Annotated in this window: 19 protein-coding genes and 1 pseudogene; 6 read left to right on the plus strand and 14 right to left on the minus strand. The window is 61.9% G+C overall.

The features are described from left to right. The 4 genes and pseudogenes from AruPA_RS18375 to AruPA_RS18390 form a co-directional block, all read right to left on the minus strand. A pseudogene (locus AruPA_RS18375) lies at positions 1-832 on the minus strand (hypothetical protein); the annotation flags it as partial. Positions 833-1,150: 318 nt separating this feature from the next. After that, positions 1,151-2,053 carry a glycosyltransferase family 2 protein gene (locus tag AruPA_RS18380; protein ID WP_265638215.1) on the minus strand — a complete coding sequence of 301 codons (903 nt, stop codon included), beginning with the start codon at positions 2,051-2,053 and terminating at the stop codon, positions 1,151-1,153. 33 nt (positions 2,054-2,086) lie between these two features. After that, complete coding sequence (locus tag AruPA_RS18385; RefSeq protein ID WP_265638216.1) at positions 2,087-3,058, minus strand: hypothetical protein; 972 nt, start codon at positions 3,056-3,058, stop codon at positions 2,087-2,089. A gap of 47 nt (positions 3,059-3,105) precedes the next feature. After that, entirely contained in the window at positions 3,106-4,080 is a 975-nt protein-coding gene (locus AruPA_RS18390) for a glycosyltransferase family 2 protein (RefSeq protein WP_265638217.1), read from the minus strand. Between the two features lie 168 nt (positions 4,081-4,248). On the opposite strand from AruPA_RS18390, the gene AruPA_RS18395 reads away from it, so the two are divergent. Continuing rightward, positions 4,249-5,244, plus strand: coding sequence for a glycosyltransferase family 4 protein (locus AruPA_RS18395; protein WP_265638218.1), 996 nt, complete (start codon positions 4,249-4,251; stop codon positions 5,242-5,244). Here AruPA_RS18395 and AruPA_RS18400 read toward each other — a convergent pair. The 10 genes from AruPA_RS18400 to AruPA_RS18445 all read right to left on the minus strand — a co-directional run bounded on the left by AruPA_RS18400 (position 5,237) and on the right by AruPA_RS18445 (position 16,892). Then, entirely contained in the window at positions 5,237-6,244 is a 1,008-nt protein-coding gene (locus AruPA_RS18400) for a glycosyltransferase family 2 protein (protein WP_265638219.1), read from the minus strand. The two genes, AruPA_RS18395 and AruPA_RS18400, sit on opposite strands and share 8 nt — an antisense overlap. 26 nt (positions 6,245-6,270) lie before the next feature. Beyond that, positions 6,271-7,728, minus strand: coding sequence for an exosortase A (gene xrtA / locus AruPA_RS18405; RefSeq protein WP_265638220.1), 1,458 nt, complete (start codon positions 7,726-7,728; stop codon positions 6,271-6,273). Then, positions 7,725-8,939: a TIGR03087 family PEP-CTERM/XrtA system glycosyltransferase gene (locus AruPA_RS18410; protein ID WP_265638221.1), complete on the minus strand. Its 1,215-nt coding sequence runs from the start codon at positions 8,937-8,939 to the stop codon at positions 7,725-7,727. The genes xrtA and AruPA_RS18410 overlap by 4 nt, the downstream gene beginning before the upstream one ends. Before the next feature lie 3 nt (positions 8,940-8,942). After that, positions 8,943-9,983 (minus strand): FemAB family XrtA/PEP-CTERM system-associated protein, encoded by a 1,041-nt coding sequence (locus AruPA_RS18415; protein ID WP_265638222.1) that lies wholly within the window; start codon positions 9,981-9,983, stop codon positions 8,943-8,945. Then, complete coding sequence (locus AruPA_RS18420) at positions 9,980-10,843, minus strand: XrtA system polysaccharide deacetylase (RefSeq protein ID WP_265638223.1); 864 nt, start codon at positions 10,841-10,843, stop codon at positions 9,980-9,982. The genes AruPA_RS18415 and AruPA_RS18420 overlap by 4 nt, the downstream gene beginning before the upstream one ends. Positions 10,844-10,850: 7 nt before the next feature. Then, positions 10,851-11,771, minus strand: coding sequence for an ExeA family protein (locus tag AruPA_RS18425; protein ID WP_265638224.1), 921 nt, complete (start codon positions 11,769-11,771; stop codon positions 10,851-10,853). A gap of 10 nt (positions 11,772-11,781) precedes the next feature. Next, a complete protein-coding gene (locus AruPA_RS18430) occupies positions 11,782-13,563 on the minus strand; it encodes a hypothetical protein (protein WP_265638225.1) in 1,782 nt (593 codons plus the stop codon). Positions 13,564-13,677: 114 nt separating this feature from the next. After that, complete coding sequence (locus tag AruPA_RS18435; protein ID WP_265638226.1) at positions 13,678-14,640, minus strand: P-loop NTPase; 963 nt, start codon at positions 14,638-14,640, stop codon at positions 13,678-13,680. Continuing rightward, positions 14,637-16,139: an XrtA system polysaccharide chain length determinant gene (locus tag AruPA_RS18440; RefSeq protein WP_265638227.1), complete on the minus strand. Its 1,503-nt coding sequence runs from the start codon at positions 16,137-16,139 to the stop codon at positions 14,637-14,639. The genes AruPA_RS18435 and AruPA_RS18440 overlap by 4 nt, the downstream gene beginning before the upstream one ends. Positions 16,140-16,148: 9 nt before the next feature. Next, on the minus strand, positions 16,149-16,892 hold the full coding sequence (locus AruPA_RS18445) for an XrtA/PEP-CTERM system exopolysaccharide export protein (RefSeq protein WP_265638228.1): 744 nt from the start codon (positions 16,890-16,892) through the stop codon (positions 16,149-16,151). 641 nt (positions 16,893-17,533) lie between these two features. Here AruPA_RS18445 and AruPA_RS18450 point away from each other — a divergent pair. The 5 genes from AruPA_RS18450 to AruPA_RS18470 are packed head-to-tail and all read left to right on the plus strand — an operon-like array spanning position 17,534 to position 25,979. Next, positions 17,534-18,424: an exopolysaccharide biosynthesis polyprenyl glycosylphosphotransferase gene (locus AruPA_RS18450; RefSeq protein WP_322784411.1), complete on the plus strand. Its 891-nt coding sequence runs from the start codon at positions 17,534-17,536 to the stop codon at positions 18,422-18,424. A gap of 25 nt (positions 18,425-18,449) precedes the next feature. Continuing rightward, entirely contained in the window at positions 18,450-20,459 is a 2,010-nt protein-coding gene (gene prsK / locus AruPA_RS18455; protein ID WP_265638230.1) for an XrtA/PEP-CTERM system histidine kinase PrsK, read from the plus strand. Continuing rightward, the gene (prsR, locus tag AruPA_RS18460) at positions 20,456-21,868 is read left to right on the plus strand and encodes a PEP-CTERM-box response regulator transcription factor (RefSeq protein WP_265638231.1); all 1,413 of its coding nucleotides are present in this window, start codon (positions 20,456-20,458) and stop codon (positions 21,866-21,868) included. Before prsK ends, prsR begins: the two co-directional genes overlap by 4 nt. Then, on the plus strand, positions 21,865-24,624 hold the full coding sequence (gene prsT, locus AruPA_RS18465; protein ID WP_265638232.1) for an XrtA/PEP-CTERM system TPR-repeat protein PrsT: 2,760 nt from the start codon (positions 21,865-21,867) through the stop codon (positions 24,622-24,624). The genes prsR and prsT overlap by 4 nt, the downstream gene beginning before the upstream one ends. A gap of 26 nt (positions 24,625-24,650) precedes the next feature. Next, the gene (locus AruPA_RS18470; RefSeq protein WP_265638233.1) at positions 24,651-25,979 is read left to right on the plus strand and encodes a putative O-glycosylation ligase, exosortase A system-associated; all 1,329 of its coding nucleotides are present in this window, start codon (positions 24,651-24,653) and stop codon (positions 25,977-25,979) included. The last annotated feature ends 4 nt before the right edge of the window (positions 25,980-25,983 follow it).

The raw sequence follows: 25,983 nt of genomic DNA on the forward strand, positions 1-25,983 counted from the left end.
TCTGAACCGCGCCGGTCGCCTCGAGATACCCGACATCGTGTTGAATATTCAGCGCACCCGCCGCCGGCGCGGTGCCGACCGTGGTGCTCCAATCCTGATATTGGTATTGCGTCAGGCTGGGTTGGGTGGCGATCGTCACACCGTTCTGCACGATGCTGGTGGAATAGGTGATGGTGCCGCCCGCGGCTTGCATGGCGGCGTCGTTGTTGAACTGAAGGTTTGCCGAGATCGTGCCGTTGGCATAGGCGGTGACATCCGCCTCGATCCGCAGCGAGCCTGAGACCGGAATGCTGATGATGGCTTCCTGCGCGAGGGGTCCGTTGAGCCACATTGTCGCGGACCCGGCTTTCAGCGCCGCCGCGACGTCCTGCGCCACGTTGATCGTCTGTGTGCCGGTGGCACCGCCATCATTGGCGGTGATGTCGAGCGTGGCCGTGAGGGAATAGTGCTGTAACGCGCTCACCAGGTTCGCGGCGGGGGCGGACAGGCCCGCATTCGGCGTGCCGCCGACCGAGAGCATGACGCCGGTGGTGGAGTTGGCGGGCAATTCCGGAGCATCGACCGTCAGCACCGCCATGGCGACCGAGCCATCGGGGTTGAAGGTTTTGGCGTCCATCTGCACGGCATACACCTGGCCGTTGATGGTCGCGGTGAGGTGATCGGTGCTTTTGACGGCGCCGGCTTTGAAGGTTTCGCCGAACGTGGTTGGTTGGGCGGCCAGTGCCGTGTTCGAGGTGTTCTGCAGGTTGAGCCCGACGATCTGATCCGCGCTGTCCGCCTGGGGCACAACGGGGGCGGCCGTGAAACCGGTTGGTGTAAGCGTTGTTGACATGAAAGCTCCCAAAGGTTGAAGGGCGCAAAATCAGCTTAACACGAGGAAAGCAACCCCCAGTTGCTTTACGCGGCTTTGTAAAACGCGCGCGAAATCACTGTACGCGACATTGTCTAAAAAACGCAACCTGTGATATTCGCGATTTATGAGACAATGGGCGAAAAAGGTACAATCCTCGTAGAAACAAGGAGACCGTTTTGTCTCTGGACGGAGTATCGCGGAGGGAGTGTTAAAAAACGGTTTCCCGATTCCAGAATTCCGGCATCGGCCGACACTGAATTATCATCGGATCATTCAGCCTGGACTGGCCGACGCCGACTATTCAGGCACCTTGACCCGGCGACCGAAGCGGCGAAGGCAATAGTCGCGAAACCCCTGCCGCATCGCCCTTGCCTGAGGCTGACCGGACACAATCCAGCGCAGCACCGAGCCGTTTGCCCGTTCATCTGCGCGCCATAGAATGAGGCGGAGCGCGGCACGATAGGCGCGCCAGCGGGGGCGTGATTTCTCAGCCAATAACAGGCGGTTGCGGGTAATGTAGTAGGTTTTATCCGGCGTATCGCGGCCGCCAAAGCTGCGCGATTCGGCGTGGACGATCCGCACCGACGGCAGGCAGAGCGAGGGGATTCCTGCGTTTCGGGCGCGATGATAGAAATCCGCTTCCTCCAATTGCAGGAAAAACCGTTCATCGAACGTGCCGATACGATCGAACACCGCCAACGGGATCAAAAGACACGCACCATACGCGTAATCGAGCCTGAACACTTTTGTGTTATCGGGCAGTTGGCAGGCGAACTCCGGGGCGTTGGGCAGGGCCGATGGGTCGAGCTGGACGCCTTCGGCCGGGTTGGCATAGTCGATTGCCGGGTGCATCAGGCAAGGTCCGCAGCGTTTTGCCGCAGCGGCGAGGCGATCGAACGCGCCGGGCGGCACAATTGTATCGTTGTTGAGCAGGCAGACGATGCCGGCTTGTTCCCTTCGGGCCCAGGCGATGCCGGCATTGTTGCCGCCGGCCCACCCGCGATTTTCCGCAAGGCGGAGCACATTGAGTTGGGTGCCGTATTGCGCTTGCAGCGCTGAAAGATCATCGCCGCTGGCGTTATCGACCAGCAGGATCGCGAGATCGGCGTGATGCTGCGGTACGACGGATGCGAGGCAGGCCGCTGTGTCCGCAAGCCCGCGGTAATGCAGGATGATGACGATCAGGCGATCCTGGCTCATGGGCTGGTTGCAGCGCGGAACGTTGGTTTGCGGCTATGCCGCATCGTTTATCGGCGCCGGTTGCGAGGCTGCGATCAACCGATCGAACCGATCGACCGTGCGCCGATAGGATGTTTCCGCGAGCGTATCGAGATCGGCCTGTGGCAGGGCACGCGCGGCGATGTGACGCCAGAGATGACGGTCGAGCCGGGACCGCTGGTCGAGCAGATCATGGCATCGACCGGTGAGTTCATCGGCCATCGCTTGCCGGGCACCTGGTGTTGGGGGTGCTGCTTCGTTACGCGGCGCGCCGCGTCGGGCATATATCAGACGCTCCAGGCGGCTCCAGATCGTCTGCCCATAGGCGTGTCGTAAAAACTGGATCAGGCGATCATGCATGGCGGGGTTTTCGAGCACATCGACGAATGCGAACCGATCAATGGCGGCGCGGGCGGCGTCGATCAGCATGGCATCGTCCTGCGGCGCGATGAAGCCCGCCGGTGGAATGCGATCATGTGGCCAGAGCAGCATACGCGTCATCAAATTATCGGTATGGCATGCGATGGCCGGCGCGCTGATGAACTTGGCGAGGCTGCGCCGCGCCAAGGCCAGCGTTTGGCCCCAATCGCCGTAGAGTGCCAAAACATCATCAGTGTAGTTGCCGAGATAGAACCAATGAGAGAGCAGACGCGCGCGCGGCTCGCGCAGAATTGTGACCAGGTTGGCGCCGGGAAACCGCGTTTCGATCGTTTTACGCGCGAAATGGCCAGCGATCACGTCAGTTGCGGCTGGAATCTCCATCGGATCAACAATGATACCACCACGGAACGCCGATGGAACGGTTGAGAACGCGGTGAAGGAGCCCGTCTGGGAGCGATCGATTCCGCCGGTTACACACAGCGGTCGAAGCGTTGCCTCGATATCCGCGATCAGTCCGGTTCCACCTGCCTTTGGCATGTGCACGAAACCGAGTTTCGGCGAGAGGGAGCGCCGTGTTGCGTGATAGCGGATGCGACGAAAATTCATTTCATTGAACTCGACCGAAGACCACTCTCTGTCAAGGATAGCAGGCATCAATTGTTGCGTGTCAAGATCGACCATGCCAGGCGGCGGATTGGTGCAGGTAGATCTGAGATCATGGCTTTGACCCGATGCCGAGGCGTCAGCGCCGTCGAGGGCAGTTTCTGCGAAATGGCGCCTACGGCGTTGAAATCGCCCCGCGCAAAAGCGGTATCGAAGGCCGCCAGACGGCGGTGGTTAATGGAGTGCCGAATTTCCGCGGCGGATGAGGCGAGCGAGGGGCGCGAGGCGAGAACATACTCCAGCACATCGGCGTCACCGAGGTTCATACGTTGCACATCGCCGGAAAAATTACCCGCGTGTTTGCGGATGCCGACGGTTGGCTGGCGCAGGACGCCGATGGGCGGGTGTTCGGCGATTCGCAGGGTGGTTGCGAAATCGCAACCGACCATGCGGCTAACCCCTTCGTCCCACCCACCCAGGGCGAGGAACCGCTCACGATCGACCACCATGCAGGAGGGGAAGAAGGGCTGGAATTGCAGGAGGTCCTTGACGATCGGGCGGTCGAACAGGACATGGGTGGAATCGACCGGCGTCACGTCGTTCCAGTACCCGGCCGGGGCGCTGGCGAATTTCGATGTGGCAGCCCATTGGCCGTCGCGCACTTCCTGAAAATCGGCGTAGGCGGCGATCGGCCCCTGCCCGCTTGACCAGAACTGCGCCATCTCCGCCAGATGGTCCGATTTCCAGAGATCATCGCTGTCGCAGAATGCGACGAGATCGCCTTTGGCAGCGCGAAGACCGGTGTTGCGGGCGACCAACTCGCCCGCATTCGGAATGTGGATGGCGCGGATGCGGTCGGCGTAGCCTGCGAGGACAGCTTTAGTCGCATCGGTCGAGCCATCATCCACGACAATGATTTCTGCCGCTTGTATCGTTTGCGCGAAAATGCGATCCAGCGTTTCAGGAATCAATTCTGCCCGATTGTAGGCGGGGAGGACGACACTAACGCCATTAAATAAATTCATGCTTGCCGATCTCAATTTCTCAATTAGGCTACTTCGCCAGCCAAAATCACTTCCGCAGCAACCAGTTTAACGGAAAGCTCACATCTGTGCGAGTTATCATAACTCTACCGGCTTATTATAACTTTCCCATTGGGGGGGAGGTACCATGTTCAATATGCTTACGCCAACATGCTCGCCGCCATCGGACATGATGTAACAATCGTATTTCCTAGGTACCCAATAGGTACCAATAACGTCAAGGCATACGTAAGAACATTCATCTGGTCGACTTTGATACGAATTAAAAATCGTCCCCTTATCAAAAGCTATTCGTTACGAAACGACGTTAAAATTCGATTAGTTCGAAATTTAGGAGAAAGTGCATTGCCAAGTGGCGATGTTGTAATTGCATCAGCTTGGCAAACAGCCGAACCTATTAGTGTGTATAAGAGGCAAAAATTTAAAAAGAAACTGTATATTGCTTACGATTATGAACATTTTATGACCGCGAGCAAAGAAACAAAAGAGAGGATTGCCAGAACTTATCGTTCGAATCTCACAATAATTGCCTCATCAACAATTGTTAAAGAGACGATCGAAAGCCAAGGAGGAACAGTTGCTGCCCTAATTCCTTGCGGAATTGATTTCGATTCATTTAGGATCGACATCCATCCCGCGTCAAGAGATCCGATCACAATTGGTTTTCCTGTTCGCCGCGAATCATTCAAAGGCGTCGCAGATGCGATAACCGCAGCAAATCTATTAAGGTCTCGTTATGGCGAGCGACTGAAGATCTCAGCGTTTGGAAGCCACAAAGTCGACCTCCCCTCTTGGATTACTTGGCTGAAGTATCCAACCCAATGCCAGTTACGAGAGTTCTATAACAACAACGCAATTTTTTTTGTCCCCTCACACTTTGAAGGTTGGGGACTTCCTGGCTGTGAGGCGATGGCGTGCGGGGCAGCACTCGTCACAACAGATAACGGCGGATGTCGGGATTACGCAATCAACCTCGAAACAGCATTGGTTACGCCGCCGATGCGACCCGATCTGTTGGCAAAGGCTGTCGCTGAACTCATCGAGAATGACGATTTACGGCTTAGCATCGCTTTGACTGGAAGTCACTCGATCAGGAAGTTCAACTGGTCTCAATCGACACAAAGACTGAATGAATTTATTACTTAATCGAGTTCTGTGATTGAATTTTCTGAAAAATATTCATAAAAATTCGGAGGAACCCCATAGGTCGCCGCGCTGATACGAGGTACGGTCCGCCACGACCTATAATTCCGTCCCAAATTCCCGCTAAAATCGCATCCACGCCCTCATGATAGTCCGGCATACGATTTATTTGCCCAATTTGTCGCTCAAACGTCCAGTATATTGAACGATAGTACGCTACTCGCGGGCAATATCGGCGCCACATCAAAATTTCATTTCGCGTCATGAAATAGTAATAATGTGGCTTAACTGAACGAGGGTCGCCCTTTGTATCTTTACATGGATGAAATAGTGAAGTTGCAAAGCTCATCGAATTTTCGAAACCAGCGTTGATACTCCGGATTGAAAAATCTATATCTTCCCAATATGCGAAAATATCAACATCTAATTTTCCAATTTTTTCGAAAACGGCTCTCTTTATTAACATTGCGGTACCAACGATTGCAATATTTTTTTCGCAGCTTCCGATGAGTTGAGTCGCCTCGTCTATATTGTAAATAGGTCGATAAACGGGAGTACGTAGGTTAAATACGCCAATAGCAAACTGCGTTGCCTCGGAATCTAAATCTTTTACTAGCGGGCCAACAATTCCGATCGTTGGGCTTTTTTCGCTCTCATCGACCAATATACTAAGCATATCTTGGCTTGCTATCGCATCGTTATTAAATAACCACACGTAGTCAGCTCCATTATTGAGAGCATAATCAATTACAATATTATTTCCTCCGGTATAGCCAAGATTTATTTCTGATCGAATCAGATGAAAATCTCGCTTTAATTCTTTTAAAATTTTGTAGGAATCATCATCAGAGCCGTTATCTACAACAACCACGCTATAATTTGGGTAATTTTGACGTAATATATGATCAAGGCACCTAATCGTATTTGTTACATCGTTCCAATTTAGTATTGATATGAAGACCTTTGGCTTATAATAATTTGTTTTGGTAAGATTCGATTTCATAATGATTTCCAAAAATAATTCTTTATCTACTGTTTAATGTTGCCGATGGCTGCCTGCAAACGCGCCTGCGCGGTTGCAGCGCCACCCACCTCCAACACCACCGCCATCGGTTGCGTCGGGTGGCCGAACAAATCCGTCCAGGCGAGTTTCAACCGTGTGCGCAGATTGCCGTTGGTGCCGTGGCCGTCGATGAAGAGGGCGCTGGCGGTTGTGTGGTGGCCGCTTTTGGTGGTGACCAGGGTCCAGTCCGGCGGGTCGGCGCCGGGGATGTGGATGGTGCTGATGAAGGCTTCGCGGGTGTCTTGCAGGCTCAGGGCGCGCCGTGCGTCGAACACGGGTTTCGGGTCGGTGCGGGGCGGGAAGACGGCGATGGTGGCGGTGATGCCCTGGGCGCAGGCGTAGCGGATCGCGCGGCCGCCGGCTGGCAGGGGTTGGGTGCCGGGCAGGCGGCTGCAGCCGGCGGGGGCGGGCGGCAGGGTAACCGGCGTGGCGGCGGCTTCGGCGCTGACGAAGGTTGCGATTCCGACCACCATGATGGCCGCGGCCGGGATGGCCAGGGCGGGGCGGAGCGTGGTTGCGAGGGCGGGGGGTGGTGCGCCTTCGACCGAGACGGTGTTCGCGCCGGGGCGCACGCTGTCCTGACGGAAGGGCAGACCGAGCAGGATCAGGATGAACAGCACGATCGAGAAGAAAATATAGCCGTACAGCACGTGGTCGGTCGCCCCCGCCTTGGCGCTGCCGAGCAGATGGCCGAGCAGCACGATGCCGAGGGCGCGGAAGCCGTTCGCCACCACCGGCACCGCGACGCTGATGATGATGAAGCTGAGGCGACGGCCGGTCGAGCGGAAGATCAGCAGGGCGTAGAGCACGCTGAAGGCGATGGCGGCGATCAGGAAGCGCAGCCCGGCGCAGGCCTGGGCGATGTGGAAGGCGCCCTGGGCGATCTCGACCGTGTAGCCGTGGCGGTAATAGGCGATGCCGAGCAGGTTCAGCCCGACATCGACGAAATCGGTGGTGAATTGCTGGAGGGCGGGGACCAGGAAGCCGCCGAACGGGATGAGGAACACCAGATAGAGCAAGGGGGCGATCATGGCGCGATACACCGGCCAGCCGAGCACGCCGAGGATGAGCGCCTGCACCATGCCCATCGCCGCGAGCTGGCGGCCTTCCATCACGCCCAGGCGATCGGCCGCGAGCCAGACGATCGCGCAGGGGATGGCGAGGCCGATGGCACGGGCATCCGGCGCGGGGGTGAGGCCGCGCAGACGGCCCCGGCGGTCCCACGCGAGCCAGATGGCGATCGGCAGGATCAGGAAGCAATGGTTATAGGCGGTGGATGCCGCCCAGACCTGGACCGCGGCGGCGATTTCAGCGTGAAAGACCAGGGCCATCAGCAGGAGGGCGGCGGCGAGCACGGCCAGCGCGCCGCGATAGCGCCCCGGGACGTGCAGTTGGCCGCGGCTTGTGGTGGTGGTGGCGCTCATGCGGGGATCTTTCGCGCTTCCGGCTGGCTGACGCCGAGCAGCGCATCGAGCGGGGCGAGGGTTTGTGCCCAGGAATGGTGTGCCTGCACGGCGGCGCGCGCGGCTTCGCCCATGGCCGGATGGCGGCCGGTGAGGACGGCGGTGGCGTGCGCGACCCAGGCATCGGGCGTGTCGGCGACCAGAAGATCGCGGCCGGGCACCGCATCGATGCCGGTGAAGGCGGCGTGGGTTGCGAGCACGGGGCGGGCCATCGCCATGGCCTCGAGCACCTTGTTCTGCACGCCGCGGCCGATCAGCAGCGGGGCGATGACGAGATCGGCATGGGCGAGGTAGGGTCTGGTGTCCGGCACGCGGCCGGTGACCTGCACCACCCCTGCCCGCTCGAGCGCGCGGACCGCGGGGGTGGGGTTGGAACCGACGATGACGAGCAACGGGTGCAGCGCGGCGAGTTTCGGTAGGATTTCGGTGGCGAACCAGACGACCGCCTCGATGTTGGGGCGATAATCCATCGCGCCGGTGAACAGCAGGGTTTTGCGCCCGGCGGGGAATGGCCGTTGGAACTGGGGCGCGGGGGCGAAATAATCGAGATCGACGCCGTTGCCGATCGCCATGGTGAGGTCTGTGGATTCAGGCGCGAGGGTTGCGAAATGATCGCGCTCGGCCTGCGAGACGAACAAGGTGCGGTCGAAGCGTTGGACGCAGGCGCGCTCGAATTCGAGCAGGGTGCGGCCCTCGCGTGCCCAGACCAGGCGCTGCGGCCAGCGGGAGGTGCGGCCGTAGGCGGCGAATTTTTCGGAATCGATATCGACCATGTCTAACAGATGCGGCGTATTGGCAACGAGTTCGGCATAGGGCGCCATTGCGGCGGAATAGGCAATGACCTGTGCGATCTTGTGATCGCGCGCGGTGCGGCGGACCCAGTTCGCCAGGTGATTGTCGTGGAAATAGCCGGTCAGCAGCGGCGCGCCGGGGCGGCAGCGGGCCAGGGCGCGCAGGCGGGCGCGGCTTGGGTCGAGCCGGATGCAGGCGAGACTCGCAACGCGCGCGCGCAGGGCGGGGATGTGGACCGCATCGGCCGGGTCATCGATGAAGCAGCCGAGATGGATGCGGAAGCGGGCGCGCAGATGCTCGATCATGTGAAAGGCGCGGATCTTGTCGCCCTTGTCGGGCGGGTAGGGAATCCGGTGGCAGAGATAGAGCAAGTCGCGCATGGTTCAGCCCAGCCCGCGCACGATGATCGGGCCAAGCGCGTTGACGAGCGGGCGGGGCAGGCGCTTCCACAGGGCGATCTTGCGCTGGTATTTCGGGCTGAGCGGATTGGTGTCGGGCAATGTGGCGCCGGGCTCCAGCAGGAATTGATAGCCGAGCGGCGTCGGCGTGAAGCCCCAGTTCGTCTTGAACTTGTGCGGCCCGGTGTCGCGCTTGCTGCGGCCGAAATCGAACGTTGCGAGCCCGAGCGCGATGGCGCGGCGCATCACCTGCCAATACATGAAATCATGGCCGCCCTTGCCGCGCGCCGCCGTGCCGCCGCCGGCGTAATAGGGCGAGATTTCGCCTTTGTAGGCGAACGACAGCACGGCGCATATCGGGGCATCGCCGTCATAGACGGTCAGCACCTCGGCATCGGAGCCGAAACAATCGAGCAGCAGGCGGAAATAGCGCGCGGGGAACACCGGCGTGCCGAGATTGTGCACGCTCTCGGCGTAGAGGTGGAAAAAACGCCGCCAGTCCCGGTCGATCCGGCTGGTCAGCCCGAGGTCGATACCTTTGCGGACCACCGCGCGCTGCTTGCGCGGGATCGATTTCAGGCAGGCGTCCTCATCGGGCGGCAGGGTGCGGCGGAATGTGTCGTAGATCGGCGGCCCCGGCTGCCAGCCCGGGCGTTGGACCGGATCGTCGATACTGCGGAGTTCGAACGAATCCGCGCCGAGCTGGCGCATCATGCCGGTTGCCGCCTCGATCAGGGCTTCGGTCACGGCATCATCCGAGCCGATCGGGCCACCGTAGACGCAGAACGGGGTCGAGACCAGCGTGTTGCGGTGGAACAGGCGGGATTTCATGTGCACCAGCGGCAGCAGGCCGCAGATCGCGCCGGCGCGTTCGGCGAGCATGAAATAGGGGCGCTGGCCGAACGCGGTTTTGATGACGTCCTGCCAGGCGGCGCGGTGAAAAAAATGCCCGGCGGGATGCGCCAGCACGAAATCGTCCCAGCGGGCGCGATCGTCATCGGTCATGACGCGGCAGGTGATGCTCATGCGGCGGCGCGGGCGATGACATCGGCGAAGACCCGATCCATCCGGTCCCAGGTGAAATCGGCCAGCAGATCGTCGAGCCGTGCCGGCATGCGTGCCAGATTGACCCGGTGGCGGAAGCGCGACGACCATTTCGCGGCCGGCACGCTGGGTTGCGCGGGGTCGAACTCCCAGGGGTGGGAGTAGAAAATCGCGGGCCTGCGCTCGCGCCGGTGCAGGTGGCGCACGCCGAACCGGTAGGCGGCGTAGGGCAGCAGCCGGAAATAGCCGCCGCCGGCGCAGGGCAGGTTGCGGCCGAACATCTGCACCGTGGTCATCGGGATTTCGACCAGCTTGCACGATGCCGGCCGGTAGGGGCCGCGCGGTGCCGAGGGCGCGCCGTACAGGTCGTGACGGACCGGAAACACGCTGGAGCTGTACGTGTGGCCGGTTTCGGCCAGCACATCCCATGCCCAGGGGTTGCGTGGTCCGATCGAAAACGTCGGGGCGCGATAGCCGGCGACGGCGACGCCGCCGATCTCTTCCAGGATCGATTTCGCGCGGGTGAGATCGTCGCGGAACTGCTGCGGCGTGAGCTCGGTGACAAGTTGGTGGCCGTAGCCGTGGCTGGCCAGCTCATGCCCGGCGGCGGTGATGCGGCGGATCAGCGCGGGGTGGCGTTCGGCGACCCAGCCGAGAGTGAAGAACGTCGCGCGCGTGGCGTGCCGGGCCAGGGCGGTGAGGATCAGATCGGTATTCGCTTCGACGCGGCGGGGGATTTTGTCCCAATCGGCGCGATCGATCGCGCCGGCATAGGCCTGGACCTGGAAATAATCCTCGACATCGATGGTCAGGGCATTGGCGATGGGTGTGGACGCCGTCATCGTGGGTTCAGGGCTCATTGCGGGATTTGATGACCTGAAACAGACGATCAACCACCTGATCACCCTGATCGCGGCCGATCTCGCCGGGCGCCGCGGGTGGGGTCGCGGCTGGTCGGCCTTCGAGATCGGTCTCGAGTTCCCGCACGATCGGGCCGACGATGTCGGCAGTGATCACCGCATAATGTTCGAGGGCGGCGTTCAGCAGGATGCGGCTGCACAACCGGTTGATCCGGCGCGGCAGGCCGCCGGTTGCCTCGAAAATCGCATCGAGCGCGGCCGCGTCGAAAAACCCTTCCGCCTTGCCGCCGGCGGCGGTGAAACGGTGCAGGATATACGCCTCGGTATCCGCGCGGGTGAGCGGGCCGAGGTGGTAGGAGGCCAGCACGCGCTGGCGCAACTGATCGAGATCGGGGTGGGCGAGCAGGTCGCGGAATTGCGGCTGGCCGAGCAGCACGATCTGCACCAGCGCCTGGCCGCGCTCGGCCATGTTCGAGAGCATGCGAAGCTCTTCGAGCGTCGCCGGGGCGAGACCCTGCGCCTCGTCGACCACGATCAGGGCGCGGCGGCCGCGTAACCGGTCGGCCCGCCAGCGCTCCTTCAGGCGGAGCAGCAAGGTCGCCTTGTCGCCGGCCGCCGACAGGCCGAAATCCGCGGCGATCAGGCGCAGAATGTCTTCGGCATTGATTTGCGTGGTCGAGATACTGGCGAGCCGGTAGGTTGCTTCGTTGAGCTGCGCCGTCAGCCGTTCGACCAGCGTGGTCTTGCCGGCGCCGACCTCGCCGGTGATGACCACGAACCCCTCGCTCTGCGCCAGGCCGAACAGCAGATGCGACAGCGCGCGGCTGTGTTCGCTGCTGGCATAGTAATACCGATCATCCGGTGTAAGCCGGAAGGGCATGTCCGCCAGGCCGAGGTGTTCGAGAAACACGGGGTCCCTTTCAGAAGGTTTTCTGGATACCGACCGTGAAGATTGTCTCCACGCCGTTGTTGCCGTAGCCGGAATACCCGATGCCGCCGCCGCCAAAACTGTTGTAGCCCTGGTTGGTCACGCTGATCTGCGTATTGGCGTAGAGCGTCGGCGATACCCGGTAGGTGAGTGCGGCACTGGCGCCGTAGGTGGATGTGGTGGACGCGCCAAGCGCGGGGGAGGACGTGCGTCCGTAGTTGAGGTAGAACAGCGCGTTCATCCGTTCGGACAATTCGTGTGATTCCGACAGCGAGATCGAGGCGCTTTTCTGCGAGAAGCCCGCGAGCCCCGGCGATGTCGCGACCAGCGTATCCTGATAGGACTGGAACGAAACCGAAACGACATCGCGGGTGAATTGCGTGGTGAGGGATGCCGAGAGCTGTTTGTTTTTTGTCAGGCCGGATTGCACGCTGAGGGACTGGTTGGTCAGCAGCACCGGCTGGCCGGTGAGACCGCCGACCGGCAGGCCGACGCTGTTGACACCGCTCGACGCAACGCCAAGACCGATACCCTGCTGCTGGGTTGACAGCACTTCCGAATAGGAGGCCGCCAGTGTGGTGCGGGCGGTCAGTTGGTAATCGAACCGGATGTAAGGCGAATTGAAGCCGTACATATGCTGATACCGCGCCTTCAGCACGCCGCCCTCGGGGAAGCGGATGGTGGTGCCGATGCTCCAGGTTGCATCACGGATCAGGGTCGGCGGGATGCCGGAATAGGCGATATCCTCATAGCCGCCGGAGGCCGACAACACGACGTAAGGGGTCAGCCCATAGCGCAGCTTATCGGCGATGAAATACTGGTGCGCGCCGCTGAGCACACCCGTGCCATCGTCCTCGGTCGCCGAGAAACTCGGCGTATCATCGAAGCGTTCGAAAAACGGGATCGTGGTGAAACTGCCGGCCTCGGTCTGCGCGAACAGATTATTGGTCTGAAAATACGGCTGATTGGCGCCGGGCAGATAGGCCGAAGCGCCGGACTGGCGGGTGTATTGCGCGGAATACAGCAGGTTGAGCGTGCCGAGGCGGAACACGTCGTTGAACGACGGTGTTACGGAATAACTCTGCGTCAACGTGGTGTTGTTGTTATTGTAGATCGAGGTGCCGCCAGGCGATAACCCGCCCGAAGTCGCCTGATCGGTGGCGTAGGCCCGTGCCTCGACCGTCAATGAGCGGGGCAGCAGCGTCGCATCGATGACGCCGTCGAGCGATTGGTTGATACCGTTCGACTGGGGCTGGTTGGAATAGAACTGAATGCTCGGATTGTACTCCAGCGTGAATGTCGTGCGGGGCGTTGCGCCATTGACCAGCAGAGCAGGATTGATCGACGTGACGAATTCATGGCCGCTGCGCCCGTTTGCGCCGTAGCTACCACCGGTCACGAATTGCTCGGATGCGCCGATCGAGGGCACGATCGTCAAATAAGGTGCCGGAGCCGCGCCCGTTCCCGAGCCGCCAGGGCCGCCGCCGAACCCCGCCGATTGCGGCGCGTTCAACAGCGTCCCCACATTGCCGAGCCGCACGGCGCTGCCGAATGGCGGCGCGCCGCCGAGTGTTTCCAGCCCGGAGGCCGCGGGATTCAACACAGCCGAGCCGCTCCCGGCAGTGGATGCCGCGGTGGTATCGCTCGATGACGCCGCGACGGTGCCATTCCCGAGACCGCCATCAGCGCGGGCGAGCCCGCACGCCCCGGCTGCGGCAACGCCGACCGCCAGGGCAATCCGTGAAACACCCGCTAAACTTCGACCTGCTCGCATCCCCAAACCTTTTCTTTTGCAACCTTAAGTACAGGAGCATGAATCGACGCGATCAACCAGTCAAACGAATCCGGACGACCCGACCGCTCACCGGCAGCCGCCGGGCGTTCGGCATCACAACGCAAAACTACCGCGACCCCGCTGGGTCATGCGGTTCAGAACCAGGCTGATATTCGGGCAGGCGTCGATCATATCGAGTGCGCCCTCGACATCCTTGCGCCGTGTCTGCCCGGCCTCGACCACCAGAACGATCTGCCCGACGACCGCGGCAAGTTCCATCGGATCGCTGTTGGACAGGCAGGCCGGGCTGTCGACCACCAATATGCTGTCGCGAAACTGGGTTGCCAGCCGCTCGATCAGCGCGCGCACCGGTTGCCGCGACGACAGATCGCTCCGCTCATCGACATTGGACCCGCCACCGATGGGAATGAACGTCAGATTATCCGGCTCGGTCGGAAGCGCCAGGGTGTTGGCGAGTTGGCGCGGTGACACCGCAAGGTCCAGCAGCCCCGGCCGTGAGTCCACGCCGAAATGATGCGACAGCGAATTGCCGCCGATGTCGGCATCGATCAGGACCACCGGACGATCGCCGCCTTCGGCAAGAATCGTCGCGAGGTTGAGCGCGGTGAAACTCTTGCCCTCACCGTGTTTCGCGCTGGTGACCATCACGACATTGGGGCAAACGGTGCCAGGACTGTCTGTCTTGCCGTCCATCGCCGCGATCGATTGCAGAATGTGCTGACGCACGATCCGGAATTCTTCACCCGCCTGATCGCGGCGGCCGCGAGCGACGACCATGCCGGCGTCCTCCATCGATTGACGTGAGATGATTTCGCCGCGCGGTATGGGCGCCTGCGGTTCGATCAGAGGCGGCACGCGTTCGACCGGACGCAATATCGTCTCACGGTCCTTGGGGCCGACGGGCGACGGAGCGACGGACGAAGGACCGACGGGCGATGGACCGATGGGCGATGGACCGACCCGGGAGGAGGCGCGATCGAGGCCCGCGATGGCATCCGGCAGCAATTCGGCTGCGACACGCTCGGCGAGATGGCGCGGTGGCTTGTTATTGATCATGCGAACCTCTGCATGAGAACGGTTCCAATCATGAATCCACTGAAAATGACGAACAATAATGCCACGGCGCCGGCGGCGAGCAGGATCGAACCGGCGTTACTGGCACGCTTGCGCATATCGGAGATGCCACCGATCACCGGAAGGCCCAGTTTTTTCAAATCATCGAGCGTTTCGTAGCGGCCTTCGAGTTCAGCCAGCAGCGCCGCGACCGCAACACCCGCGGCCAGCCCCAGCACGAGGACCGCGACCAGGAGTAGCGGCCGGTTCGGGGCGACCGGCAGACGGGGGACCTGCGGCGGATTGATCACCTGCAGCTGGATGCGATTGGCATCGACATTGGCAGCCGCGCCGATGCGCATCGCCTCACGCCGCTCGATCAGGCTGTGGTATTCCTTCTGAAGCACCGAATAGTTACGATCAAGATTGATGTATTTCGCCTCGATGCCTGGCTGTGACTTGGCCAGCGCCGCCAAACGGTCACGCTCGGCGGTCGAGGCCTTGATCTGGCGGCGCAGGGAAAACAGGGCCGTGTCGATCTTCAGCAATTCGAGCCGCAGTTTCTCATAGACGGGATTGGCGATCGCCGGCGTCGCGACGCCCCCGGCCGCGGGGCCGCCACTTGCCATCCGTTTCAAAGCATCGACCTGCCGTTGGGCCGCGATCACGCCGGGATAAGCGTCGGTATATTGTTGCTTCAGTTCCGCCAGCCGCGATTCGGCTGCCGCCAGCCCTGCCCCACCGCCACCGGTCGACAGCGCCTGCGCGCCGGTCAGCAGCGGCTTCGTGCTCGCGAGCTGCTTTTCGATGATGCTGCGCTCGGCAACCGCGTCCTCCAGCGCGCCGTTCAGCTGGCGAACCTTGGCCTGTTCCTGCTCGAACGCTGACACGCCATTCGCACCCGGCAGCAATTGCAGATATTTCGCCTGAAACGCAGCGCGGCGCTGTTCCAGTTGCTTCAGCTGGGTGTGGAAATAGGTGATCTGGGAATCAAGAAAGGTTCTGGCATTGTCGATATCCCCCTGGTTACGGACCGAGGCGCGCTCGACATAGATATTGACCAGCCCCTGCACGACCTGGAAGGCTTTTTTCGGGTTGGGACTTTGGTAGTGGATCGTGAACAGATTGTCGGTCTGGGGCACGATCTCGATCTGGCTGCGCAGCGCACGGATCATGGCTTCGCGCGCGCCAGGCCCCTGAGCCTGCAGGCCGAGACCCGTTTTGTCGAGCAAGGTGTTGAGGTTGGGATCGCTCAGCAAGGTGCGCTGCAAGAGACTGAACTCCTCGCGCGTGTTGCCATTGATGGCGATGCCCTCCAACAGTGGGGTCAGTACCGGATCGGCCGCCACGTAAAGCTGCGCGCTCGACTCATATTTCGGCGGCAGCGTCATCACCGCGGCCCAGCCGATCAGGCAGATCACCCAGGCCACAGCGATGCCGAGCCAGCGTTTACGCCACGCGCCACCGGCGATGCGCAGCCCAAGAGCAATGACGTCTTCCATCGGTCGCCCTCAGAACATTGTTTGCGGAATAACCACGACATCGCCCGGCATCAGCGGGATATCCTGCGACATGTCACCCCGGTTGATCAGCGCGCCCAGTTTGACCGGAATTTTCCGATCGCCCTGCGGCGTGCGCCGGATCACATACGCATCGTTGCCGGCGGCGAATTTCGGCAGCCCGCCCATGTCGGTCAACAGATCCAGCATGGTGATATGGTCCACGTAAGGAACGGCAATGGGCTTGGACCCGCCGCCGATCACGCGAATTTCCGACCCCATCATGCCGTGAAAACTGTCGACGATGACGGTGACATTGGGATCGCGAACGAATTTCGACAGCTTGTGCTTGATTTCCAAGCCGAGTTGCTGCGGCGTTTTACCGGCCGCGACGATCGAGGGCACCAGCGGTATGGCAATCCGGCCGTCCGGGCGAACCGGGATGCCATGCACGCTCAGATCGGGCGCGCCGTAAACAAAAACGCTCAACGTATCCGCGGGCCCGATCCGGTAGGGCAAAGCGGCGGTGGAGGCTGGAGGCGGCCGCACCGACGAACCGTCTGTCGCCGTGCATGCCGAGAGCGAGAGCAGGCCAAGCCCCACCACGACCGGTGCAAGCCAGCCCCGGCTCAACCGGCGTGGGCTGCGTGTACCTTGTATGGTGCCATACCGCGAAAAACGACGCTCCTGACCGGTTGGCCGGAGATTATTGTCCCGCCCCTCCAGCCGTTCGCCCTTCATACGTATATTTTCCATCAAATTCTCTCAACTAAATGCATGCAGTGCTCCGCGACCGGACCCGGCGGCGGCCTCCTATCCGAGATAATAGCATAGCCGATAACGAGATGCGTTAACATCGTGAAAAACGCAACAGCAGAAATATCTTAAAATTGAGGCGAAACCACACGTGATCTAATGTAAATTTAAATGATTTGTGCCATGATTTTCTACATTATATGTTTTTTGGTTGGCCGTCAAAGACAAATTTCTCGCTGTCTCCTGTACGCAATTGACGTAGATGCGACAATTTGTTAATCTCCAACCTGTGTTAATAATGTGGCGGTGAGACTTCGCGTTTCACTTCGATTTTTGAGATGTATTACAAATTTAGAGAATTATCCATAATTAGATACGGGTTTAGTGGACGCATGGCGGAGTCTGCGGTGATTTTTGTGATTGCCGGACGCTTTGTCTCAGGTATCCGATCCGCCGTGCGTCGTGCGGCCTGTTTTCGCCTTAATCGGTCGTTAAGTTGTGTTGTCCAGGTTAATTGATCGAGGCAGCGGGTGGGATGTTAAGACAAGAAAAATGATTTCCAGGGCTATATTACCATTTTGAATGATAATTTTTATCCGGGGACGCTTCGTACCGCCATGAACTCAGCAAATTCAGCAATCGTGTCATTCGGGGACATCCGGGTTCAGCAACCGGGCACTCCCCATCGCCAGATCACCTCGATCACCTGCGAGAATTTTCGCAATGCCGACGCCCACGAGCTGAAGCGTCAAGGCGTAACAACGATCGTCGTGCCATCCGAATTTCGTCCTTTGGTCGATGATCAGACGCTGATCAAATGCCGCACCGCGGGCATACGTGTGCTCAACGAGATCGAATTTCGCGAAATCTCATCGAAATCGATCGACATCGATCTGCTCTCGAATGGCTGGCTCGCCTATGGCGACACGTTGGGCGGTGGAATCGCGCGCCGTTTCATCGAGCGCAGCTTTGATATCATCCTCAGCCTGTTCATCATGATCCTCACCGCGCCGGTGCTGCTCGCGACTGCCGTAGCGATCAAACTCGACAGCAAAGGGCCGGTGTTCTACCGCCAAACCCGGGTCGGGCTGTTCGGCGAGCCGTTCGAGATCCTGAAATTCCGCAGCATGAAGGTCGATGCCGAACAGGCCGGCGCACCTGTCTGGGCCACCCAGCGCGACCCGCGGGTGACGCGGGTCGGGGCGATCATCAGGCTGCTGCGGATCGATGAACTACCCCAGTTGTTCAACGTGCTGAAGGGCGAGATGAGCGTGATCGGCCCCCGCCCGGAGCGGCCGCATTTCGTCGATAATCTCGCAGCACAGATCCCGCACTACCGGGACCGCAGCGTCGCCAAGCCGGGCATCACCGGCTGGGCGCAGGTGAACTACCCTTACGGTGCCTCGGTCGAGGATGCGCGTCGAAAACTGGCGTATGATTTATATTATATTAAGCATCGCAGCCTTATGATGGACATTCGGATTTGCGTCGCGACGATTCGCGTCATCCTCTTGCGAGAAGGCGCTCGCTGACCCGGCAGCGGGCGATGGTCCAACCATGACGATCATTGCCGTCGTGTACGCCTGCGTCGCGGTGAGCTATGCGATCCTTGGGATTGGCCTGTTTGTGTGGCGGCGCGCCGCGGGTGTCGCGATTGCCGCCGGCCTGACGGCGGTCTGGGCGACCAGTTTTCTGATCGCGCCATCATTGCAGGATGCCGCCTGGTTCCTGCAGACCGCCGGTTGGGTCGGTGCCCTTGGCACGCTCGCGCGGCGCTTTACGGCGGTGCCCGATCCGCGGATCCGTTCCGCCATCCGCATCTTGATCTTGTTTGGCGTCGTCAGTGCCGTGGCGGCCGCATTCAGCGGCCTGAGCGCCGCGTTTCGGATCGATGGGCTGTTGATCGAGGCCCGGCTGTTTTTTGCCCTGGTCATGCTGATCCTGATTGAGAATATCTATCGCAACGCGGATGAGGACATCCGCTGGCACATCAACCTGCCGCTCATCGCGATCGGGACGATGGCGCTGTTCACCTTCCTGCTGTATGGCGACGCGATCATCCACAAGCGCCTGTCGGCCAGCCTGATCCAGGCCCAGGCGATCGTCTATGTGATCGTGCTGCCGCTGTTCATCGGGACCGAACGGCGGATGCGCCGCTGGCGCAACAAGGTGCAGATGTCGCATGGCGCCGCTTTCTATACGAGCAGCCTGATCCTCGGCGGTTCGTTCCTGGTCGGGCTCGGCGTCACCGGCAGCCTGTTGCGCCATTACGGCAACGACTGGGGGTCGGTGCTGGAAATCGCGCTGGTGTTCACCGGCATCGTGCTGGTTTCGGTGCTCGCGAGTTCGGGCTCCGCCCGGTCGAAGCTGCGTCACACGATCGTGACCAATTTTTTCGCCCAGCGCTACGATTACCGCCGCGAGTGGCTGCGCTGCATCGAAACGCTTGCGGCGGTCGAACAGGGCGGGCTGCCGCAGCGGGTCATCAAGGCGCTGGCCGATACGATCGACAGCCCGTCCGGCGTGCTATTGCTGCGCGATGCCGCAGCCGAGACGCTGACGCTCACCAACGCGGGCGAGTGGAACATGCGCGGTCCGCAAGCCCCGATCGATCATGCCCATCCGCTGCTCGCAGCGCTTGCGCGGGACGGATTCTGCCGGATCGATACGGCGGCTCCGCCTATCACGATCGATACCAGGCCGGTCTGCTGGCTTGCGGTCTCGCTGCCCGACCCGCGGTCCTCGGTGCCGCTCGGTCTGGTTCTGCTCGGCGCCCCACGGGCTGCGGCCCCGCTGGATGATGAAGCCCTCGCCCTGCTGCGGGTGATCGCGCGCGAGATTTCGCTGATGCTGGCCGAGCGCCGGGCCGCCGAGGCTTTGGCGGAAGCCAGGCGGTTCGCCGCGGCCGGGCAGCGCTTCGCCTTCGTCGCGCACGATATCAAGAACGTCGCCAACCAGCTGGCGCTGCTGGTCTCGAACGCCGATCACCATATGGACGATCCCGAATTTCGCGACGACATGATGGCGACGCTGCGCGGATCGGTCGGCAAGATCCAGTCGATGCTGACCCGGCTGAAATCGCCGGAGGTTCAGCCGCCGGTGCGCCTCGATGCCGCCGCGCGGCTGCGCGGCCTTGGCACGGCCGCGTGGTCGAAGGGGGCGGTCGGCGTGGTGCTCGACATCGATGACCGCAGCGGCGAGATCGCGATGGAGCCCGCCGCCTTCGATGCGGTGATGAACCATTTGATCGACAACGCCATCGAGGCTTCCGCCGCCGGCGAAATCGTGTCCGTCCAGGTCGAGCATGAAGCCGCGAATCTCGTGATCACGATCACGGATCGCGGTGTCGGCATGTCCGACAGTTTCATCCGCGATCAACTGTTTCGCCCCTTCACCTCATCGAAAGCCAGCGGGTTCGGTCTGGGCGCATTCCAGGCGCGCGAACTCGTGCACGCCGCAGGCGGTACCTTCACGATATCCAGCACGGTCGGTATCGGCACCGTGATCAGGTTGACCTTTCCCATCCTTGACCCTGCCGCTCAGAATGTGAAACTCCTGCTCGCATGACCGATCCTGACCGCGATAAACTTCTGGTCGTCGAAGACGACGACGGGCTCTGCCGGCAGTATCGCTGGGCGTTTCCCGGCCGCACCGTGCTGACCGCCAATTCCCGCGCAGAGGCGATGACGGTGCTGGACCGCGACCGTCCAGCCGTCGCGGTGATCGATCTTGGTCTCCCGCCGGACCCGGATGGCGTGACCGAAGGGTTCGCGACGCTGCACGATCTGCTGGCGATCTGCCCCGACATGAAGGTGATCGTCGCCACGGGCAACGGCGCCAAGCGCAATGCGATCCACGCGATCGGCCACGGCGCGCATGATTTTTACGAAAAACCGGTCGATATCGACGTGCTCCGCCTGATCGTCGACCGCGCGTTCCGGCTGTTCGATCTGGAGGCCGAAAACCGCGCGCTCGGCGCCATCGCCGGCTCCAGCCCGATCAAGAGCGTGATCACGGCGGCGGATTCGATGCTCAAGATCTGCCGCGATATCGAAAAACTCGCGCAGACCGATGTGCCGGTGCTGCTGCTCGGCGACAGCGGCACCGGCAAGGAAGTGCTCGCGCGCGCGCTGCACGACCTCAGCCCGCGCGCCGGCGGCCCCTTCATCGCGATCAACTGCGGCGCGATCCCCGAACATCTGCTGGAAAGCGAGTTGTTCGGCCATGAGCGCGGTGCCTTCACGGGTGCGGTGCGCCAGACGCTGGGCCGCGTCGAGCTCGCACAGAAAGGCACCCTGTTCCTCGATGAAATCGGCGACCTGCCGATGAGCCTGCAGGTGAAGCTGCTGCGCTTTCTGCAGGAACATGTGATCGAGCGGGTCGGCGGGCGGAAATCGATCCCGGTCGATGCACGCATCATCTCGGCGACCAATCAGAACCTCGAACAAAGGGTCGAGAGCCAGCAATTCCGGATGGATCTGTTCTACCGGCTCAACATCGTCTCGGTGCGGATCCCGCCGCTGCGCGAGCGGCCGGGCGATGCCGTGCTGCTCGGGCGCTATTTCCTCGCGCGGTTCGCCCGCGAATCCGGCCGGCGCGTCATCGGCCTGTCGGAACAGGCGATTGCGGCGCTCGCCGCGCATTCGTGGCCCGGCAATATTCGTGAGCTGGAAAATCGCATCCGGCGCGGTGCGATCATGGCCGAGGGCCGCTTTGTCGAACCGGCCGATCTCGAACTCGCGCCGGCCGATGCCGCGGTGGTCGATCTGCGAACCGCCCGCCAGCGCGCCGAGCGCGAGGCGATTCAGATCGCCGTCGCGCATTCGCAGGGCTCGATTGCCACGGCCGCCCGGCGGCTTGGCGTCAGCCGGCCGACACTCTACGCGCTGATCGAGTCGCTCGGCATCGCCGATCTCGTCAAAGCCGGATATTCGAACGATCAATCCGAACCGATTACGGAATCAGAATCCTCATGAAACAGCTCTATCGCAGTCTTATCGTCGCAACACCTTTGGTTCTGTCGGCCATCGGCCTCGCCCACGCCGACCCGGTCGCGCGCGCGCAGGGCTACCTCGCGCAGGGCAAGCCGCGCGATGCCATGCTGGTGCTGCGCAATTACCTGCGCAATCATATCACCGATGGTCCGGCCAATTTCATGCTGGCCAAGCTCGATCTCACACTCGGCAGTCCGGTCTCGGCCGAACGCGAGGCCCGCGCCGCGCGCGCCGCACACTATCAGCCCAACCGCGCGCTGACCCTGCTGCTGGATTCCTATCTGGCGCAGCGGCGCTACATCGATCTGCTGCATGATTTCCCGCTCGGCGCGGCGACCGGCGATACCGGCGCCCGCATCGAACTCGGCCGCGCCGCCGCCGAACAGGCGCTGCATCAGCCGGACCGCGCGACGGCGGACCTCGCAAAGGCCAAGGGATTCGATGACAAACTGCCCGCCGTCTGGCTGGCGTTGCAGACGGCGGCGCTCGCACATGGTGACACGCAGGGGGCGGCGGAGGATCTGGCGCAAGCCAAAGCCCTCGACCCGAACGATCATCAGGTGATGCTCGCCGAGGCGCGCGCCGCGCTGGGGAATGGCAAGCCGAAAGATGCCATCGCCGCGCTCAACACGCTCCTCGCCAAGGACCCGAGCGATCTGACCGCACGGCTGACGCTGGCGAATGCGCTGATCGCCGCGGGCGAGCCGGCCCAGGCGCAGACACAGATTTCCTCGGTTCTCAAACTTGCCCCCGGCTCGGTCGGCGCGCTCTATCTGCAGGCCGGGCTCTATGTCAGCCACCAGAAATGGAAGCAGGCCCAGGCGGTGCTGCAACGCCTGTCGCCGATCATGCCGGAATTGCCGGGCGCTTACTTTCTGCAGGCGGAAACCCTGCTGCATCTGGGTGAGTTCGCCGCGGCACAGCAGGACGCCGCGCATTATGTGGCGCATGTTCCCGCCGATCCGGCCGGGCGGCGCCTGCTCGCGGCGCTCGCGCTGAAAAACCATCATCCGCACGTCGCCCTGTCGACGATCGAGGCCGCCGGCGCGGCCGCGAAGCAGGATTATGGCATGACCATGCTGCATGCCGCTGCGGAACAGGCGATCGGCAATATCGCGCAGGCCAAGGCCGACCTGAAATTGGCGGCCGGCCTCGCGCCCAAAAGTCCGGCGCCGCTTGCGCATCTCGGCCAGATCGAGCTGGCGACCGGCGATGTGCATGGTGCGACGGTCGCGTTTCAGAAGGCGGTGGCGCTCAACCCGTCCGATCCGATTTTGCAGGCGGCCCTTGCCCAGGCGGCGATCGCCAGTGGCAATCAGCCGGTCGCGACCGCGGCGATCGCGCAGCTCGATCATCTGAAAGGTCCCGCCGCCGGCGCGATGCTGGCAGCGGAACTGCACCTCGCGGCGTTCGACCTGCCGGCCGCGCAGGCGGATTATCAGACCACGCTGAAAGCGCAGCCTGGCAATGTCGGCGCAATGCTCGGCCTCGCGCACATCGCCCTGCTGCAAGGCCATCAGGCCGCGGCGATCACGATGACGGCCAAGGCGGTCAAGGCCGACCCGACCAATCAGGCGGCGGTCTCTGCGCTGGCCGCGCTGCTCGCGAGCACCAACGATTTTGCCAAAACCAACACGGTCCTACAGCAGGCGCACAAGGCCGCGCCCGATAATCCGGTGTTTATCGCCGATATCGCGAGCCTCGATATCCGCCTGAAAAAACTCGATCAGGCCAAGGCCTTGCTCGATGGCGTCGATCCGAAACTGCAGGACAATCCGACGATTCTGGCCGCCAAGGCGCAGGTGGCGCTGGCGGGCAAGGATGTGCCCGGCGCCAAGACCGACCTCGCGGCACTGATCAAGCAGAACCCCCATAATCTGGCCGCCCGGCTGGCGCTGATCCGGCTCGATGTCAGCGCCAAGGATCAGTCCGGCGCGGAGGCGGTTCTCGCCGAAGGGCTGAACGTGGACCCGACCAACCCGACCCTGCTGCAAACCAGGGTCGGGCTCGCGTTCAAGCGGGGCGGCATGAAGGCGGCCCTCGCGACCGCCAACAAGCTGGCGGCGAACCCGGCACACCAGCCGGCGGCGTTGGTGCTGCCCAGCAAGCTGTATCTGGCCAATCACCAGCCCAAACACGCGATCGCGGCGCTTCAGGCGGCGGACCAGGCGCACCCCTCCGCCCTGATCGCGCTCACCCTCGCCGAAGCGCAGGCGATCAGCGGTGATCCGCAGGCGGCCAAGGCGACGCTCGATACGGCGATCAAGACCTACGGCCCGACACCGGCGCTGGAAAACGCCGCCGGGCAGGTCGCGCTCGCGGCCAACGACCTGCCGGGTGCGGCGGCGCATTATCAGAGCGCGCTGAACAAGGCGCCCAACGATGTGCTGGCGCTGAACAACCTCGCGTGGATCGCGGGCAAACAGAAGGACAAGGCCGCTGCCGGTCTGGCTGCCCGGGCCTATGCGATCAGCCCGACGCCGCAGATCGCCGATACGCTCGGCTGGATTCTCGCCAGGCAGGCCAACAACACGGCCCAGGCGCTGGTGTTGCTCGATCAGGCGCATCAAGGCATGCCAAACGATCCGAGCGTTGCGTATCATTATGCCACCGTGCTGGCAGAGTCCGGCGACAAGGCCAAAGCCGCCGCCGTGCTCAAACCGGTATTAGCCGACAAGGCCCCGTTCCCGGACCGGGCGGCAGCGGAGAAGCTCGATGCCAGCCTCACGAAATCCTGAGCTGACGATCGGACGGGCCACGCCACATGCTCCATAGCCTGATCCTGCTGGCGTTTCTGGCGGCGCTGACTGTTCTGGCGCTGATGAAACCGATGGCCGGCGTCGTTGGCTATGAATGCTTCACCTTCATGAGCCCGCAGCAGGAAACCTATGGCATGACCGGCGCCCTGCCGGTCGCACTGATCGTGGCGCTGGCGACCGTGGTGGGTTGCGTCATCAACCGCGAGCCGAAGACGTTTTCGGTCAACGGCGTGACGATTCTGGTAATCGCCTTTCTGCTTCAGGCGACGATCAGCACCATCTTCGCGCAGGCGCCGAGTACGATCGTGCTGCCGGTCTACACCGATCTGCTAAAGTCGATGGGATTCCTACTGCTGGTCGGCGCGCTGATGACGACGCGCATGCGCATCCACGCGCTGGTCTGGCTGATCGTGGTGGCGATCGGCTATTATGGCGTCAAGGGCGGCCTGTTCACGCTGCTGAGCGGCGGCAACGATCACGTCTACGGCCCGCCCAACAGTATTCTCGCCGACAACAACCAGTTGGCGGTCGGGTTGCTGACGGTGCTGCCGCTGATGAATTACCTGCGCGTGATTTCGGCGCATCGTGTCGTGCGGATCGGCTTGACGATCGCGATGCTGCTGACCGTGATCGCCGTGGTCGGCACCTATTCGCGCGGCGGACTGCTCGCCTTGTTCGCGATGAGCGCCTTCCTGTGGTGGAACAGCAAAGGCCGGATCAAATCCGGCGTTCTGATCGCGATCGGCCTCGCCGTCGCCATCAGTTTCATGCCGGCGCAATGGGTGGCGCGGATGCACAGCATCCAGCATTTCCACCACTCGGATTCCGCCAACGACCGGCTGATCGTGTGGCGCCAGGCGTTCGGCATCGCGCTCGCCAATCCGCTGGTCGGCGCCGGTTTCAAGGCGACCGCCAGTCCGTCCGTCATCCATCGGTATTATCCCGACGCCCATCAGCGCGCGACCCATAGCCTCTGGTTCCAGTTGGTCAGCCAGGGCGGTTTTACGCTTCTGTTCATTTTCATCGCCTTGAATGTGGTCACCGTGATCAAGCTGCATCGCATCCGCTGGCGCACCAGGGGCGATCCCTCCTTGCGGTGGATCGATGAATTATGCCGGATGATCGAGGTGTCGATGATCGCGTTCCTCGTCGGCGGCTCATTCCTGTCGCTCGGTTACTACAGCCTGTTCTACACGCTGCTCGTCATGGTTGGCGCGCTCGGGGCGATCGTGCAGACCGTGCCGGCCGTGCTGTCGCGCGGCCGCGTGGCACCACCCGCGGCGCCGCGCGCGATCGGGCCCGCGTGGCGCGGCCGGCGCGGTGTGCAGGGATAGACGA

Origin of the sequence: Acidiphilium sp. PA (assembly GCF_026191915.1) — a bacterium.
Classification (GTDB): Bacteria; Pseudomonadota; Alphaproteobacteria; order Acetobacterales; family Acetobacteraceae; genus Acidiphilium.